12 protein-coding genes are annotated in these 18190 nt (G+C 44.5%); 11 read left to right on the forward strand and 1 reads right to left on the reverse strand.

Annotated features, from left to right (window positions below; translation table 11 throughout):
- Window positions 1–128 precede the first annotated feature (128 nt).
- A complete protein-coding gene (locus B4K26_RS00080; protein WP_296242854.1) occupies window positions 129–2189 on the reverse strand; it encodes a histidine kinase in 2061 nt (686 codons plus the stop codon).
- A 265-nt stretch (window positions 2190–2454) separates the two neighbouring features.
- Between B4K26_RS00080 and B4K26_RS00085 the strand changes: the two genes are divergently transcribed.
- The 11 genes from B4K26_RS00085 (at window position 2455) to mobA (ending at window position 18189) form a co-directional block, all read left to right on the forward strand.
- On the forward strand, window positions 2455–3834 hold the full coding sequence (locus B4K26_RS00085; RefSeq protein WP_296242855.1) for a NarK family nitrate/nitrite MFS transporter: 1380 nt from the start codon (window positions 2455–2457) through the stop codon (window positions 3832–3834).
- Window positions 3835–4203: 369 nt separating this feature from the next.
- Complete coding sequence (locus tag B4K26_RS00090; RefSeq protein ID WP_296242856.1) at window positions 4204–7962, forward strand: nitrate reductase subunit alpha; 3759 nt, start codon at window positions 4204–4206, stop codon at window positions 7960–7962.
- Window positions 7963–8034: 72 nt separating this feature from the next.
- Complete coding sequence (narH, locus tag B4K26_RS00095; RefSeq protein WP_296189755.1) at window positions 8035–9573, forward strand: nitrate reductase subunit beta; 1539 nt, start codon at window positions 8035–8037, stop codon at window positions 9571–9573.
- Window positions 9574–9619: 46 nt separating this feature from the next.
- Window positions 9620–10429, forward strand: coding sequence for a nitrate reductase molybdenum cofactor assembly chaperone (narJ, locus tag B4K26_RS00100; RefSeq protein ID WP_296242885.1), 810 nt, complete (start codon window positions 9620–9622; stop codon window positions 10427–10429).
- Window positions 10430–10443: 14 nt separating this feature from the next.
- On the forward strand, window positions 10444–11169 hold the full coding sequence (gene narI / locus B4K26_RS00105) for a respiratory nitrate reductase subunit gamma (protein ID WP_296242857.1): 726 nt from the start codon (window positions 10444–10446) through the stop codon (window positions 11167–11169).
- Window positions 11170–11397: 228 nt separating this feature from the next.
- On the forward strand, window positions 11398–12579 hold the full coding sequence (locus B4K26_RS00110; protein WP_296242858.1) for a globin domain-containing protein: 1182 nt from the start codon (window positions 11398–11400) through the stop codon (window positions 12577–12579).
- A gap of 444 nt (window positions 12580–13023) precedes the next feature.
- Window positions 13024–13926 (forward strand): peptidylprolyl isomerase, encoded by a 903-nt coding sequence (locus B4K26_RS00115; RefSeq protein WP_409521397.1) that lies wholly within the window; start codon window positions 13024–13026, stop codon window positions 13924–13926.
- A gap of 177 nt (window positions 13927–14103) precedes the next feature.
- Window positions 14104–15399, forward strand: coding sequence for a gephyrin-like molybdotransferase Glp (gene glp, locus B4K26_RS00120; protein ID WP_296242860.1), 1296 nt, complete (start codon window positions 14104–14106; stop codon window positions 15397–15399).
- Between the two features lie 290 nt (window positions 15400–15689).
- Window positions 15690–16793 carry a GTP 3',8-cyclase MoaA gene (gene moaA / locus B4K26_RS00125; protein ID WP_296242861.1) on the forward strand — a complete coding sequence of 368 codons (1104 nt, stop codon included), beginning with the start codon at window positions 15690–15692 and terminating at the stop codon, window positions 16791–16793.
- A 58-nt stretch (window positions 16794–16851) separates the two neighbouring features.
- A complete protein-coding gene (gene moaB, locus B4K26_RS00130; RefSeq protein ID WP_296242862.1) occupies window positions 16852–17382 on the forward strand; it encodes a molybdenum cofactor biosynthesis protein B in 531 nt (176 codons plus the stop codon).
- Window positions 17383–17385: 3 nt separating this feature from the next.
- Window positions 17386–18189 (forward strand): molybdenum cofactor guanylyltransferase, encoded by an 804-nt coding sequence (gene mobA / locus B4K26_RS00135; RefSeq protein WP_296242863.1) that lies wholly within the window; start codon window positions 17386–17388, stop codon window positions 18187–18189.
- The last annotated feature ends 1 nt before the right edge of the window (window position 18190 follow it).

Raw genomic sequence — 18190 nt, forward strand, 5'->3', positions numbered from 1 at the left:
AGGCTTAGAAGCGTATAGCGCATGGTTGCAATCTCACTTTGGTCGGTGGATAAAGACTTTGATGCTAGCGCATCTAGGTCTTTTTTTCCCCTGCTCTTTGAAATTGCCCTTCATGTGGTAATCTAAGATTATAAATAAGCGTCTTGAGTATTTTTTTCATCAAAGAAGTTTGGCTCGAATCTAATCGTGACGATGGTACCCTGCGGTTTATTGTTTGTGACGATAAGTTCACCACCGATATTATGGGCGCGCTCCTTCATAATCATCAAACCGTGGTGCTGGGTTTGGTCGACACTCCCTGACATACCAACGCCATCATCGATGATGCTCATGACGATATATTTATCACCGTCTTCGTACGCCAGATGAATCTCTACATTTTGCGCCTTTGCATGACGGCTGATATTTGACAACGCTTCTCTGGCAATCTGTATCAAATCTATCTGCTCAGTGGCGCTTAAATTGAGCGTCATAATGTAATTGTAGACGGTCATTTTAAAGTTGCCTTTTGAGGCAAACTCACTGGCAGCATCATGTAGCGCTTCATCAAAATTATCATTATCAATGGTCAAGCGGAACGTCACCAACAAATCCCTTAGCTGCTGATAAGCGGAACCCAAACCTATTTTTATCTGCTCAATATTTTGATAGACAGGCGTTTGTACTGGCTCACTGGCCGCATTCTTTAGATGTCTCTCGAGGACGCTGACTTGGATTTTTAAATAAGACAACGACTGCGCCAAGGAATCATGCAATTCTCTGGCAATGGTTGAGCGTTCTTCAAATAAAATCAGCTGATGCTCTTGTTGTCTTTGTTTGCGCAGCGACAGGGCGGTACTGATTAAATTGGTCAGCGCCACAATCAGCTCGTCATTTTGCGCATCCAACTCGGCACTGACAAACGGAAAAATACTGCCCGCTTCGATCATTTGAATACGCTGTTCTGCCGTTATATTGCTATGACTATCAGTATTATCGTCGCCATCAGTGACAAAAGAGCGATTCATGACCAGCGTCGACTTTGGTCGTACGCGCAATTCCCCAAAGGTTTCTTGTTGATGGACGATAGGATAAGACTTAGTATGTTCGCCATTTTTAATGCCACAGCTTTCACAGCTCAGCTTTTTGCACAGCTCTTTCATTTTTTCGCCGTGCAGCACGATAGCATTTTTATTGGTGATATATTTATTTTGAATGCACAGAGTAAACTCTAAATGCGGCAGCGCCTTGCTAAAGTCTGCAATCAAGTCATCGAGCTGATATAAGCTTACTTGGCTGGTAGTCAGCGATTTTGAAAAGTCATAAAACAAGGACAATACTTGATTGGCTTTGACTAAATGTTGGGTTTTTATTTGCACTTCACTCTCAAGCGAGCGCTGATAAGTCTCAATTGTGCTTGCCATGTCATTAAAAGAATTGCCCAGTACTTCAAATTCTCGATAGCCTTTAATGGTTACTCTAGTCTGGGTTTTGCCGCGTTTAAATTGATTATTGGCCTTAATCAATTGTTGAATGGGCAAGAGTACCGATTTTTGTAACCGATGCATTCCGATTAAGACAATAATAGCGATAAGAAATAATGAGAGCATTTGCAAGTTTTGCTGCCATGTCTGGCGCTGCTCGTTTCTGTGCTGCAGCTCACCTACGAAGCGATTGACATCTTCGATATAACTGGATGAGACGCTATAAAACCCTTGTTTATCCTGCGCTAACAAAGCCGGCTTTAAGTCTTGATGCCATTGGTCTTTTATGTCATTGAGCCGTTTATTGATGCGCGCATCTCTGTTGGCATTGTTAAGCTGATAGGCCTGTAATTCTGCGAGCCGATTTTCCATATCTTCAATAAGAAGCGCTATTTTTTCAGCGGTATTTTTATTGGCAAAGTCTAATTTATCTTGTTTAACACGCTGGTTATTACCTTTATTGCTGGCGCTGTCTTGCGCATTATCTACACTATTGACGCTAGGGCTAAACGGATGGTCATCAGAGAAATCCGTCGCTATTTGAAAATTGATTCGATAGGCTGCCATTCGTACCGAGCCTGCGATATTAATCGCCTCGGCATCAGATCTTGCAACCCATGCCAGTGCTCCACTCCCGAGCGTCGATATCACAGATAAGGTGGCTATAATCAAAATAGCGCCCCAAGCATGTAGCGATAAAGACTGTCTGCGTTGGTTAGACCTCATGAATAGCATTCACCTAGCAAAATTAACGGAAAAAGTTGGGTGTAAATCCCAGTCAACATCAAAATAATCCGTATTTAAAATAACAAACGCGCTTATTAATCAGAAAAACACCAAACTTTTGGTAATAAGCCTATCGTTACTATACCCCTTTTAGCCATCAGTGTACCACTATGTATGAATACTCATCATCCCGATAACAAAGTACCGTGACTTATCATTTTTCATAAATGCTTATTTTTTATAAAGACAATAAGTGAGGAATAGTATGGGCAAAAATTACAACTTCAAAGGTGGAACGCTCATTACTGACTGGCGACCTGAAGTAGAAGAGTTTTGGCAAGGGGGCGGTAAAAAAGTTGCGACGCGAAATTTATGGATATCCATTCCATCTTTGCTATTGGCGTTTGCAGTATGGATGGTATGGAGCGCGGTCATCGTGCGCTTGCCTGAAATTGGTTTTGATTTTGATGGCGGTCAGCTGTTTTGGCTCGCTGCACTTCCGGGGCTGTCAGGGGCGACGCTACGGATTTTTTATTCTTTTATGGTTCCTATTTTTGGTGGACGTCGTTGGACTGCGATATCCACTTTATCTTTATTAATTCCAGCATTATGGATGGGGTTTGCGGTTCAAAACCCTGATACGCCGTTTATAATATTTGCCGTTATTGCGCTGCTTTGCGGTTTTGGCGGCGGTAATTTTGCATCGTCTATGTCCAATATCTCATTCTTTTATCCAAAAGCCGAACAAGGCACAGCGCTTGGGCTAAACGCTGGTCTCGGTAATTTGGGCGTGTCGGTCATGCAGTTTGTTGTTCCGATAGTTATATTGGTCGGTGCCTTTGGTAGCTTAGGCGGCGACCCACAAGTATCTGACAGCGGCAGACTGTTTTATCTACAAAACGCGGGCTTTATTTGGGTACCTTTTATCTTGCTATTCTCGGCACTGGCGTGGTTTCGTATGAACGATATCGCCACCGCCAAAGCGTCATTTAAAGACCAAGCAGTTATCTTTAAACGCAAACATAACTGGATTATGTGTATCCTTTACATGGCGACGTTTGGTTCATTTATTGGTTTTTCAGCCGCCTTTCCAATGTTGATTAAAAACTCCTTCCCTGCTATTGATGCGCTAAAATTTGCCTTTTTAGGGCCTTTGGTTGGTGCGCTATTTCGCCCTTTAGGTGGCTGGATATCGGATAAAACCAGCGGAGCAAAAGTAACCGTTTGGAACTACGTAGTAATGGTGTTGGCTGTTTTGGCAGTGATGTACTTTTTACCGAGCGAGAGCAGTGACGGCAGCTTTGTTGGCTACTTTATCTCCTTTATGGTGTTATTTATTACCACAGGTATTGGAAACGGCTCTACCTTTACTATGATTCCAGTTATTTTTAGGACCTTTCATGATCGCCGTGAGCCTGAAAAGGCAGGAACCGAAGAGTTGTTCGTTGAAATACGTAAAGAGTCAGCAGCGGTGGTCGGCTTTACCTCAGCGGTCGCCGCCTATGGTGCATTCTTTGTGCCCAAAATGTTCGGCTCAGGACTGGGAATCGATGGCACCTTTATTACACTTATCATCTTCTACATTATCTGTATCGTGTTGACGTGGTGGTATTACAGCCGCCCTCATGCTGAGATTCCTTGTTAAGGTTGCTTCGTTATAAAAAGTCTAAAACAGCTTTTGGTATAAATACGACCAAACCCATGAAGTGCTACTTGCCACAGTAAGTAGCACTTTTTTTTATTTTTACTGCCCGCTATTGGCTTAGCAATCAGCATGACATGCCGTCACTGAGCAGCAATTTTACGGCGTTTTTATTTTTAGTAGCTACTACTAAGGTGGTAGTGCTCTGCTCATGTTAGCGGATAGTAAGGGTACTATTGCTTACTTAAAATGACGCTATTGAAATAATATTTACGGCTTAGGTGCATACCAATATCGAGTCAAGTACAACGATAAAAGCATGCTGCACTCAGCTTTAGATACACCATAGGCAATAAAACAGAGGATAGCGAAATGAGCCATTTACTCGACCAATTCCGTTTTTTTAAACGTAAACAGGGCGAATTTTCCAATGGGCATGGCGAGACGCGTGATGAGTCTCGTGACTGGGAAAACGTGTATCGTAGCCGTTGGCAGTATGACAAAATCGTGCGCTCAACGCATGGCGTCAACTGTACCGGCTCTTGCTCGTGGAAGATTTATGTGAAAAACGGCTTGGTGACATGGGAAACCCAGCAAACCGACTATCCTGAAACTCGACCTGATTTGCCAAACCATGAACCACGCGGCTGCCCGCGCGGCGCAAGCTACAGCTGGTATATGTACTCTGCCAACCGTGTCAAATATCCAAAGGTCCGTAAACCGCTACTAAAATTATGGCGCGAAGCCAGAGCTCAATATCCTGACCCTGTCGATGCTTGGGGCAGTATTGTGCAAGACCCTATCAAAGCTGAACAGTATAAATCTAAGCGTGGTCTTGGTGGCTTTATTCGCTCAACATGGGCAGAGGTCAACGAAATTATCGCTGCCAGCAACGTTTATACCGCTAAAACCTTTGGGCCGGACCGCATCATTGGTTTCTCACCAATTCCTGCGATGTCGATGGTCAGTTACGCCTCTGGTAGCCGCTATTTGTCGCTTATCGGCGGTGTTTGTTTGTCATTTTATGACTGGTATTGTGACTTACCTCCGTCATCACCGATGGTTTGGGGCGAGCAAACCGACGTACCAGAATCAGCCGATTGGTACAACTCTGACTATATCATCGCGTGGGGCTCAAACGTGCCGCAAACGCGGACGCCAGATGCGCATTTCTTTACCGAAGTGCGTTATAAAGGCACCAAAACCGTCTCTATCACCCCTGACTATGCAGAAATCTCTAAGCTGACCGACTTATGGCTCAATCCTAAACAAGGTACCGATGCGGCAGTGGCGCAGGCGTTTTGTCATGTCATTATCAAAGAGTTTTATCTCAAACAGCCAAGCGATTATTTCTTAGACTACGCCAAGCGTTATACCGATTTGCCGGTACTTGTGATGCTAGAGGGTGAAGATGGCGCGCGCCGTGCGGGTCGCTACCTGCGTGCTTCTGACTTAGTCGATGATTTAGGTCAAGAAAACAATCCTGAATGGAAAACCATCGCCTTAAATAATGACGGCGAATTAGTTTCTCCGCTTGGCTCAATCGGCTACCGTTGGGGCGAAAAAGGCAAGTGGAATCTTGAGCAAAAAAACGGCACCACAGGCGAAGACATTGATCTGACGCTTACCTTAAAAGACAGCGCTGAGACTTGTGTCGTGGGCTTTGATTACTTCGGTCATGTGGATCATCCACATTTTACCTCGGTACCAGGCGAGCCTATCCAGCAAAAAACCGTCCCTTGCAAAACCATTACCCTTGCCGATGGCAGCACCGCCATCGTTGCGACAGTATTTGATTTAACCGTTGCCAACCTTGGTGTTGACAATGGCGTCGGCGGCGAGCACGTCACCGATGATTACAACGATGCAAGCGTCCCAGGCACACCAGCTTGGCAAGAAGTGATTACCGGCCTTAGCCGTGAGCGCGTGATTCAAGTAGCGCGTGAGTTCGCTGAAAACGCCCATAAGACCCATGGTAAGTCGATGATTATTATCGGCGCGGGTATGAACCACTGGTATCACCTCGATATGAACTATCGCGGCGTGATTAATATGCTGATGCTTTGTGGTTGTATCGGCAAATCTGGCGGCGGCTGGGCGCATTATGTTGGTCAAGAAAAACTGCGCCCACAAACTGGCTGGTTACCTCTTGCCTTTGCCCTTGATTGGCATCGTCCACCGCGTCAAATGGCGGGTACCAGCTTCTTTTATGAGCACAGCTCACAGTGGCGTCATGAAACTATCTCAGCTCATGAGATTCTCTCACCAAATGCCAATAAAAAGTTCTTCCCAGAGCACATGCTTGATTACAACATTCAAGCCGAGCGCGCAGGCTGGTTGCCATCAGCGCCGCAGCTCAACCGAAATCCATTGACCATTGCCGCCGCCGCAAAAGCCAGCGGCAAAGACATAGAAGAATATGTCGTTGACTCATTAGAAGACGGCAGCTTACGTTTTGCTTGTGAATCTCCAGACAACCCTGTGAACTTCCCGCGCAATATGTTTATTTGGCGCTCCAATCTGTTGGGTTCATCAGGTAAAGGTCATGAGTACATGCTCCATTACTTCTTGGGCACCAGAAACGGTCTGCTTAACGAAGAAAACCCGACGGGTCATTTGCAGCCAAAAGAAGTCGATTGGGTAGAAAAAGGCCCTACTGGCAAGTTGGATTTGGTCGTTGCTTTAGACTTCCGTATGTCCTCGACCTGTTTGTACTCTGATATCGTCCTACCGACCGCAACCTGGTACGAAAAAGACGACATGAATACCTCTGACATGCATCCATTTATTCACCCATTAACGGCAGCCACAGATCCTGCTTGGGAATCTAAATCGGATTGGGAGATTTATAAAGGCATTGCCAAAACTTTCTCTGAGATATCAAAAGGTCATTTAGGCGTTGAAACCGATGTGGTCACTCTGCCTATGCAGCATGATAGCCCCGGTGAGCTTGCGCAACCATTTGGCGGCACCGACTGGAAAACGGCTGGCGAAAAACCCGTTCCTGGTAAAAACTGTCCGATGATTAAGATCGTTGAGCGTGACTATCCAAATACCTATAAGAAGTTTACTTCTATGGGCCCAGCTTTAGAAAAATTGGGCAACGGCTCAAAAGGCTTGAATTGGGACATGAAAACCGAGGTCAAACAACTGGGTGATTTAAACCACCGTGTCACTGAGCCGGGTATCTCTGAAGGTCGACCACGTCTTAATACCGCGGTGAATGCGTCTGAGATGATTTTGATGCTGGCTCCTGAAACCAATGGTCACGTTGCCGTCAAAGGCTGGGCAGCACTGTCTGAATTTACCGGTCGCGACCATACGCATTTAGCCAAATCAAGTGAGCATGAAAAGATTCGCTTTAAAGATATCGTTGCGCAGCCACGTAAAATCATCTCAAGCCCGACGTGGTCAGGTATTGAATCTGATGAAGTGAGCTATAACGCGGGCTACACCAACGTCCATGAGCTGATTCCTTGGCGTACGATTACCGGTCGTCAGCAATTTTATCAAGATCACCCTTGGATGCAGGCGTTTGGTGAGCAAATGCAGCAGTATCGTCCACCTATCGACACCAAAACGACAGAAATTATCCAAAACACCAAGCCCAATGGTAATAAAGAGATTGTACTCAACTTTTTAACACCGCACCAAAAATGGGGTATTCATAGTACTTACTCTGAAAACTTGCTCATGCTGACATTGAGCCGCGGTGGTCCTTGTGTGTGGTTATCAGAAGTCGATGCCGCAAAAGCAGGTATCGTCGATAACGACTGGATTGAAGTCTTTAACGCCAACGGTGCCATTACCGCGCGCGCCATCGTTAGTCAGCGCGTCAAAGAAGGCATGACCATGATGTACCACGCCCAAGAAAAATTGGTCAACGTGCCAGGCTCACAGCAAACCGGTATTCGCGGCGGTATTCACAACTCAGTGACCCGTACTATCCTAAAACCGACGCACATGATTGGCAGCTACGCGCAGCAGTCTTACGGTTTTAACTACTATGGCACTGTCGGTTGTAACCGTGATGAGTTTGTGGTGATTCGCAAAATGTCAAAAATCGACTGGTTGGAAGAAAAACCAGATGACTCATTACCACGCCCATTGCCAACCACCCTTGATGGTTAATAGAACCTTTATACATTGCTACTGATAAGTACTTATATTAATTGCTTTTATACAAAAGCTTGGAGCACACCCATGAAAATTCGTTCACAAGTCGGCATGGTGCTTAACCTCGATAAATGTATCGGTTGTCACACCTGCTCGGTCACCTGTAAAAACGTTTGGACCAGCCGTGAAGGTATGGAATACGCGTGGTTCAACAACGTTGAATCAAAGCCTGGCATTGGCTATCCCAAAGAATGGGAAAATCAAAATAAATGGAACGGCGGCTGGATTCGTAACGCCAACGGCACGATAAACCCGCGTATCGGTGGTAAGTTCCGCGTGTTGGCAAATATTTTTGCCAACCCTGATTTGCCAGAGATTGATGATTATTACGAACCCTTTGACTTTGATTATCAGCATTTGCATACTGCCCCGCTCGGTAATTACTCGCCTATCGCCCGCCCGCGCTCAGCCATTACTGGTAAGCGTATGCAAAAGATTGAATGGGGTCCGAACTGGGAAGAAATCTTGGGTTCAGAGTTTGAAAAACGCCGTAAAGATAAAAACTTTGACAATATCCAAGCCGATATTTATGGCCAGTACGAAAACACCTTTATGATGTATTTGCCGCGTCTGTGCGAGCATTGCTTGAACCCAACCTGCGTGGCGTCATGCCCAAGTGGCGCGATTTATAAGCGTGAAGAAGACGGCATTGTCTTGATTGACCAAGAAAAATGCCGCGGCTGGCGCATGTGTATCTCAGGCTGCCCGTACAAAAAGATTTACTATAACTGGAAATCGGGCAAATCTGAAAAATGTATTTTTTGTTATCCGCGTATTGAAGCAGGTCTACCAACCGTTTGTTCTGAAACCTGTGTTGGCCGTATCCGCTACTTAGGCGTACTGCTCTATGATGCGGATAAAATCGCCGAAGCCGCTAGCACTCCTAACGAGCAAGATTTGTATCAAGCACAGTTGGACGTGTTCTTAGATCCTAATGATCCAGTGGTCATCGCCCAAGCGTTAAAAGACGGCGTACCGCAATCGGTGATTGATTCAGCCCAGCGTTCACCTGTTTATAAGCTAGCGATGGATTGGAAACTTGCTCTGCCATTGCATCCTGAGTACCGTACGCTACCGATGGTTTGGTATGTACCGCCATTATCACCGATTCAAAATGCCGCCGAAGCCGGGAAAGTCGGTATGGACGGCCTGATTCCGGATGTCGACAGCTTACGAATTCCGCTGCGCTATCTCGCCAACATGCTGACTGCAGGTGATGAAGAGCCCGTTCGTTTAGCACTCAAACGTCTACTTGCCATGCGTAGTTATAAGCGTATGCAATTGGTGGAAAAACAAGAAGTACAAAGTATCTTGGACGATGTTGGTCTGACCAAGCTGCAAGTAGAAGAAATGTACCGCTACCTGGCTATCGCTAATTACGAAGACCGTTTTGTTATTCCAACCGCGCACCGCGAAGAAGCCTTGAGTGATGCCTTTGCTGAGCGAAATGGTTGCGGCTTTACCTTTGGCGAAGGCTGTTCAGGACATTCTGACAACAGTATGTTCGGTCAACGCAAAGCCAACCGCCGTGATTTTATCGATACTGTACAAAAGTGGGAGTCATAAGATGCAAACTACTCAATTTCCTAACAGTCATTCCGTGCCTGAGCCTATGACGCCCCCGACTATCGGTGCTTCCGACTTGAAGATCCTCAAGGTATTAAGCTTACTGATAGATTATCCAAACAATGAGCTATTCAGTGGCGATACCCTCGCCGATTGCACCGAAATTGTCGCGCGCTCAACACTGATTAGCCCAGAAGTACGCACGCAAATCATCGACTTGATCGAAGATTTAATAGACACCGGCTGCCTTGAAGCACAAGCGCGTTATGACGGTCTGTTTGAGCGCGGTCGTTCTTTATCGCTATGGTTGTTTGAGCACGTACACGGCGAATCACGTGACCGGGGTCAAGCGATGGTCGATTTAATGGGCCAATATGAAGAAGCCGGTTTTGAGATTAGCGTTAAAGAATTACCCGACTATCTGCCTTTATACCTTGAATTTTTAGCGTATCAAGCGTCGGTGATTAATGATGATATTCAGATTCGAATGGATATTGCTGATGTCAGCCATATTATCGCCCTGCTTGCTGCCAGATTAGAGGATCGCGGCAGTATTTATCAAGGCTGCTTTAACGCTTTATTGCAAATCGCTGGAAAGCCGCTCGATATCGTTGAAGAATATCAAGAAAAAGTCAGCAAAGAAAAGCCTGATGATACCTTTGAAGCCTTAGATAAAGAGTGGGAAGAAGAGGTTGTGACGTTTTTAGATGCCCAGCAAGAAGAGCGCTGCCCGTCACAAACCAGCACCCAAAATCTTGCTGCCAAAGCTGGCGTTAGAACTGCTCCCGCTACCAATACTGTCGACGCCCCTGTGCACTGGGTAGACTTTAAAACCAAACCACCGGTTAAACAATAATAAGGAGAGATGACATGAATATTGCAGATCCTAGTGTATCGTCTGTCGCCAACCTCAATTGGCTACAAATCTTCCTTTTTGGTGTTTACCCCTATATTGCTTTGACCATCGCAATCATTGGTACTTGGGTACGTTTTGACTTGTCTCAATACTCATGGAAGTCTGGTTCGACGCAGATGCTTAGAACCAAAAACATGCGCCTTGCCAGCAATTTATTTCACGTTGGCATTATCGTCGTGTTACTGGGCCACTTATTTGGCATGTTGACACCGCATTTTCTTTACGACCGCTTTATTAGCGCAGGTCACAAGCAGATTCTAGCGGTGGTCGTCGGTGGTATCGCCGGGGTGTTTTGTTGGTTTGGTCTGGTGATGCTGTTGTGGCGACGATTTACCGATGACCGAATCTCGCATACCTCGTCGTTTTCGGATAAGTTAGTGCTGGTGCTATTATTTATTCAGCTTAATCTTGGTTTAATTTCCATCTTTACCTCAGTTAAGCATTTAGATGGTTATACCATGTTGAACTTGGCAGGCTGGGCACAGGACATCACTATTTTAAGACCTTGGCAAGCAGCAGCGCGTATAGAGCAAACTGACTTGATTTACCAGCTACATATGGCGCTGGGGATTACACTGATTGCGATATTTCCGTTTACGCGGCTTATCCATATTATCAGCGCCCCAGTTTGGTATTTTGGCCGCCGTTATCAGATTGTTAGAGAGAAACGTTCGCAATAGAAGCGTTGGCAATAGAAATAGCCACAATAGTGATACAGCATTAAAGTTTAGATAAAGCTACGATACCATAAGATTCATTTTTAATGAATCTTATGGTAAAATATCAATTATTGAACCCCGAGCGTCAAATCCCAGCGTTTTTTGTAATGGTTCAATATAATTGTTACGTTCATTTAACGAGCGTTAATCCCTAAACTTATCACTGTGAATATCACTAAAGGATCCACCATGGCGTCACCAAAAACCTTAGAAATCGTAAAAGCAACCGTTCCTGTACTCGAAGAGCATGGCACAGCGATTACGACCGTGTTTTATAAAAATATGTTCAACGAACACCCTGAACTACTAGATATTTTTAATGAAACCAACCAGAAACTAGGTCGCCAGCAAACTGCCCTAGCCATGACGGTTTTGGCCGCAGCAAAGCACCTTGAGCATTTAGAAGTATTGCTACCACAAGTTACCCAAATCAGCCACAAGCATCGCGCCCTACAAATTTTGCCAGAGCACTATCCGATCGTTGGTCATCACTTATTGGGCGCTATCAAAGAGGTGTTGGGCGAAGCGGCAAACGATGACATCATCGATGCTTGGACTGAAGCGTATGATGAAATTGCTAACGTTTTCATTCAGCTAGAAAAAACCATGTATGAGCAAGAAATGTGGGAAGGTTTTGCACCGTTTAAAATAACCGAAAAAGTAGAAGCCGCGACTGATATCGCCGCCTTTACAGTAGTCTCTGTAAATGACAATATCGATTTAAGCAAATTAAGCCTGACCGCTGGTCAATACATCACAGTCAAAACCGATCCAGAAGACAGCGACCACATTGCCCTGCGTCATTATTCTTTATATTCAGCAACTGGCGATAAAGGTATCCAGTTTGCCGTTAGACGCGACAATCGTAATGAGCATTATGGGTTAGTGTCTAACTATTTACATGATCACTTAGACGTGGGCGATACGATTTTATTATCAGCACCAGCCGGTGATTTTGAGCTGAACCAAGACTTGATTCAGCAAAATGACATTCCATTGGTATTGGTTAGTGCAGGGGTTGGTGTCACACCGATTTTGTCGATGTTAGAGGCGCAAGTCACTGCCAATCCAAAGCGTCCTATCGTTTGGGTTTATGCTTGTCAGAATAAAGAACACCATGCTTTTGATAGCAAGGTTAATGAATTACTTGCGGCTGCTGAAAATGTAGAAAAACATATCTTCTACTTTGAATCTGGGCAAATCTTAGATGAAGCATGGCTTGCCAACTTACCGAAGCCTGCGGATATTTATGTCTGTGGTTCTATGATGTTTATGGAGAGCATCATCGACGGCTTAGTGACCCTAGATCATGGCGTTGATAGCGTTCATTATGAGCCGTTTGGCCCTAAAATGAGTCTAGAGCTGGCTTAAATTATCCGTTTAATAAAGTATTGAGAGTACAAAAAATACGCTCAATACTTTGTTAGAGATACATAAAGTCAGTGAGCAATCGTCATAGAGCCACCTTTAAACGCTTCATCAGTGAGTAAGTAATTTAAAGGCGGCTCTATTTTTTTGTTTAATCCATGCAAATAGTGTTAACGCGAATAATTTTAATTCCTATAGTTTCAATATAAACAGTTTTAACACCAACGTTTAATCGTACTAATCGTAGTTTAAAATTCTTATTACCAAAACCCTTAGTGGAGTAACGCCATGACTGTCAGTACTTACAATCCAGCCGACCATGCAAACAATCAAAATGCTCATGTGCACAGTGACAATCATGATAGGCATGGCAGCCACGAGCACGAGCATAGCCATCACAATCATCACCATACCCCTTCTGGTCGTGATGATGATATCCTGCGGGTTATGCCAACCTTAAATGACTTACAAAAACCACATTCTGACCAAGAGTTTATCGAAAAAGCCATGGCAGAAGAGCGCAGCAACCATAAAAATCTGATTGCCTCTAGCCGTCGTGATGAGCTGCCTTCTGTGACGGTCAATGGTGTAATGATAGATAAAACGGCGATTGCCCAAGAGCTACAATATCATCCTGCCCCAAATAAGGAAGATGCGGTATTTTTAGCAACACAAGCTTTGGTGGTGCGTGAACTCTTGCGCCTTGCCGTTTTAGATGAGCCAAGCCTTGGTGAGACAGCATGGCTTGACGATGAAGAAAAAGCCATCTCTGACTTAATAGAAAAAAACGTGCAAGCAAAGATGCCCGATATGGCAACCTGCGAGCGCTATTATAAGCAGAATATCACGGACTTTAAGACCGATCCTATTATGAATGTCCGTCATATTTTGTTGGCATGTCCGCCAGAAGACGGCGATGAGCGATTAAAACTTAAAAAAACCGCTTACGAATTTATCGAACAAATCAAAAATAACGCCAATCCTGATGCTGAGTTTATCCAATTAGCTCGACAGCGTTCAGCTTGCCCGTCAAAAGAGCAAGACGGCGAACTGGGAATTATTAATAAAGGTCAAACCGTACCAGAATTTGAAGGCGCGTTATTTAAACTAGATTCAGGACTGGCGCCAAGCCCTATAGAGAGCCGTTATGGTTTTCATGTTGTCGACGTGCTAACTAAAGAGCCCGGTATTCAGATGACTTATGAGCAAGTCAGCCCGGCGATTCATAATAAGCTGAGCCAACAAGCCTTTCACCAATCGTTGTGCGATTACTTGTTTACTTTAGCAAATGGTGCCGATATCGAAGGTATCGAGATGTCGCTCGAACAAGAAAACATATTCCGCGGCTAAGCAATCTACTGTCAGTCAATTAATTTTTATATCACAAAACAGTATTGATGATATAAAGTAGCTCTTATGGTATAACGTATCTTCTTATGTCATACCATTTCGATCGCTATATAAGTTCAATCGTTATTAAGCTAAATAGCTATCTCAGTCCAATATAAATAAAATAAGTAGGGATTTATGATTACTGTCGAAGGGCTCACAGCAAAAATAAAGCAGCGCATAGAAACTTATAATAACGACGACTATCCGCTTAATAAAAGAGTGGTCGTAAGCGACGATTTATTAGACAGTCGCAATCATATATTAGCAACAGATATCATCTCGCCTTTTGCCGTCCCAAGACAAAATCTATCGGCAATGGATGGTTATGCACTGGCGCAAGGTAGCACACTTAGCGCAGACAGTTCGATTGACATTATTGGTGAGTCTCAAGCTGGCAGTCCTTATAGTGGCGACATTAAAGCAGGACAAGGGGTTCGTATCTTTACTGGTGCCGTCGTTCCTGACAGCTGCGATACGGTCGTCATGCAAGAAAATACCGACTTTGCTGCTATAAAAGACCATATTGATAAATCACAGCCTTATTCCATTACGCTTAGTAAAGCCGCTAACCCTCAAGACAATATCCGAAGCCAAGGCGAAGAAATCGAAGCTGGCGAAGCGGTGTTACAGAAGGGTAAACGCCTAAATCCTACGGATATTAGCCTTTTGTCAAATTTAGGGTTCGATAAAGTCGATGTCTACCAACCTTTGACCGTCGGTGTACTTGCCACAGGCGATGAATTGGTGGCGATTGGCAATGAGCTGACCAGCTTGGCGCAAATCTATAACTCAAACACCCCTACTTTAAAAACTTTGCTTTCAAGCTTGCCCATCACTATTCGCGATTACGGCATTATTCCCGACAATTTAGACAAAACCACCGCTGCCGTGACCCAAGCGATGCAAGAGTGTGACGTTCTTATCTCTACCGCTGGCGTCTCGGTTGGTGATTATGACTTTTTAACCACCGTTATCGAACAGCTTGGACAGATTAATCACTATAAAGTCGCGATGAAACCTGGTAAACCCTTTGTCTTTGGTGAACTGACGCAAAACCTTGCCAAACCCGTATTATATTTTGGTTTGCCTGGCAATCCGCTATCGACCGTCGTTGGCAGCTTACAATTTGTCATTCCAGCTTTATGGCAAATGTCAGGCGCTGCACCTCAAGAGCGACCTATTCAGCTCAGCCTGACCGCAACGCTTAAAAATGATATTAAAAAAGCAGCAGGACGTAAGGATTTTCAGAGAGGCATATTGACGCAAACGGAAACTGGCGAATTTTACGTTGAAAGCTTTAGCAAACAGCAATCACACCGTGTTAAACAGCTTAGCCACGCCAATTGCTTTATCGTATTGGCGCAAGATTCTAGCAATGTAGCCGCTGGCGAGCAAGTGCAAGTTCAGCCTTTTCCTTGGTTATACAACTAAGCGCTGTAGTATGAATAGTTGCCTATTAAATTGTATGGCTCATTACATGGCTAAATAGACAGCAAATTGATAGTTACACAGTTAATATCTCTTTATTTGGTTAATCGTGAGAAACTGATAATCTACTATCAAGTGGTATCTACTACTTTGGTAGTAGTTTTTGGGTCACTTACGGTTAATTGTTATTGGCTCGAAAGCTGTCATAATCATTCCTAAATAGAATTTCCCACTCATAACCTGAGGCAACGCCTAAAAGTACACACTATACTTAATATTAATGGTAATCATCTATGAACCATCTTGCCCCCAACGCAGGCAATGCACAATTGTATTCGCCTGCCGCTGCACCCGCTATTTTCGATGATGATTCATCATCGAAATCGGCTATCTCGTCGACGTATTCTCCAGCTACGCTCTCTCAACCATTAACCGATGGTTTCGCACGACGTCTTACCTATCTGCGTTTATCGATTACTGACTTTTGCAACTTTCGCTGTGAGTATTGCCTACCATATGGCTATCAAGGCAAACCACCACAAAATGAGCTCAGCGTTACTGAAATTGCGACCTTAATCCGCGGTTTCGCCCAAGTTGGCACCAAAAAGGTAAGAATTACAGGCGGTGAGCCGTCTATACGCCGCGATTTGGTCGACATTATTAAAACGGTTAAAAATACCGAAGGCATCGAAACGGTAGCCATGACCAGTAATGGTTATAAGCTCGGCAAACACTTAGCTGCGTGGCAAGCGGCTGGGCTGAATCAAATTAATATCAGTATGGATAGCTTTGATGCCGTGACTTTTCATAAGATGACTGGCTTTGATATGTTGCCGCAGCTGTTGGCTGATATGGATACCTTACTTGCGACCACAGATATTAAGCTAAAAATAAACAGTATCTTAATGGCAGAAACGGCCTTTGAAAACCTGATAAATGCCATTGATTATGTCAAAGACAGAGCCGTCACTTATCGGTTTATCGAGTTTATGCAGACCAATGACAATAGCGATTTATTTTTCGCTCAGCATGCGCAGTCCGATATCATTACCAATTATCTAATCAAGCATGGTTGGCAAACTCACGAGCGCGGCAACACCGATGGTCCAGCGATAGAATATAGTCACCCAGATTATAAAGGCCGTATCGGTATGATTGCCCCTTATGCGGCCCATTTTTGTGACAGCTGCAATCGCCTGCGCGTCAGTAGCCAAGGAAAGGTGCATTTGTGTTTATTTGATCAGGGTAACTACGATATTCGTCAGTATCTCGAACAAGACGATGTGGCAGGGCTTGTGAATACTCTGCACAGCTTTATGCCTATTAAACCTGAGCATCACCACCTCCATGAATCAAACAGCGGCATGATGAATAACTTATCGATGATCGGTGGTTAATTGATTCACCATAAAAACTTTTATTTTTTACCACAAGCGTATTTATTAAGGAACATCCATGAGTAAGCTGCAAGCCCCTTTTACCCCGCTTAATATTGCTATTTTAACGGTTTCTGACAGTCGCACTCTTGCAGAAGACACCTCAGGGCAGTATTTGATCGACCAATTGACCGCAGCAGGGCACCAATTGGCTGATCGTCAGCTGATTATTGATGATATTTATAAAATCAGAGCCGTCATCAGCGGCTGGATTGCCGACCCAGATGTGCACGCTATTATTACCACCGGCGGTACTGGTTTTTATATCCGCGACAGCATGCCAGAAGCGGTTGGCGTATTGTTTGATAAATCGGTCGATGGTTTTGGTGAGATGTTCCGCTTAATCTCAAAAGACGATATCGGTATGTCAACCATCCAATCTCGCGCTGTAGCGGGTATGGCAAATGGCACCGGCATCTTTTGCTTACCCGGTTCATCAGGCGCGTGCCGTACGGCTTGGGAAGGTATCTTGCAAGAGCAGCTCGATAGCCGAACGCGCCCATGCAATTTTGTGCCGCACTTTATGCGCACCAACCCAGGTCATGACTAATTCATGGTTGAAGTTGCGGATAATTCAATCACGGCCGACATTTCAAGTGATGCAGATAAGTTCAATCGCTTAGCAGGTGTCGTTATTTTGGCAGGCGGCGCATCCAAACGAATGGGATCGCCCAAAGCTGAGCTTGTTTTGCCAACAGGAGAACGTCTGCTTGATTATCACGTCAGGCAAGCAATTGAATTAAATGCCGCGATTAAAAATAACGTACCTATCATGATTGCGGATAATGAGCGTGGTTTTAACGTCAATCAAGATTTGATGAATAAAAAACCGCAGCCGGCAATTTTTCGTATTGCTGATTATCTATCTGCTGACGCTGTTTCTAGCAGAAACCAATCTAGCAAAAGTCTTTCTAACAAAGATGAAAACCAGATTGAAACAGGTGGAGCATTAGTAGCAATTGAAGCAGCACTGCAAGTCTTGACGGCACGAGAAAACACTCATGACCTCACCAAAATAACGGATACTAGCTCGTCTTGGCTGATGGTTATTAGTTGCGATAGCTTGATTCCTGTCACCGACTTATGGCAAAAACTGTGGCCTTATATAAAGCAAACGGTAGATAAATCTGCTGTTTGTCTCACCGATGACAGTCATTTATACCCATTGTTAGGGGTGTATCGTTTAAGCATTGAGCCTGACTTAAAGCAGTATATCGATGATGGTCAGCGTCAGGTTATGAAGTTTATTAAGCCTATTGTACAGGCGGTACCTTTTGCAAAACAATGGCAGCATTTAACCAATTTTAATACACCTAAAGATTTTGAGCGTGCTTGTTTAGCTTTGGGCGACTTATAAA

The sequence above is a fragment of the Psychrobacter sp. UBA6766 genome (assembly GCF_002453355.1).
GTDB lineage: Bacteria > Pseudomonadota > Gammaproteobacteria > Pseudomonadales > Moraxellaceae > Psychrobacter.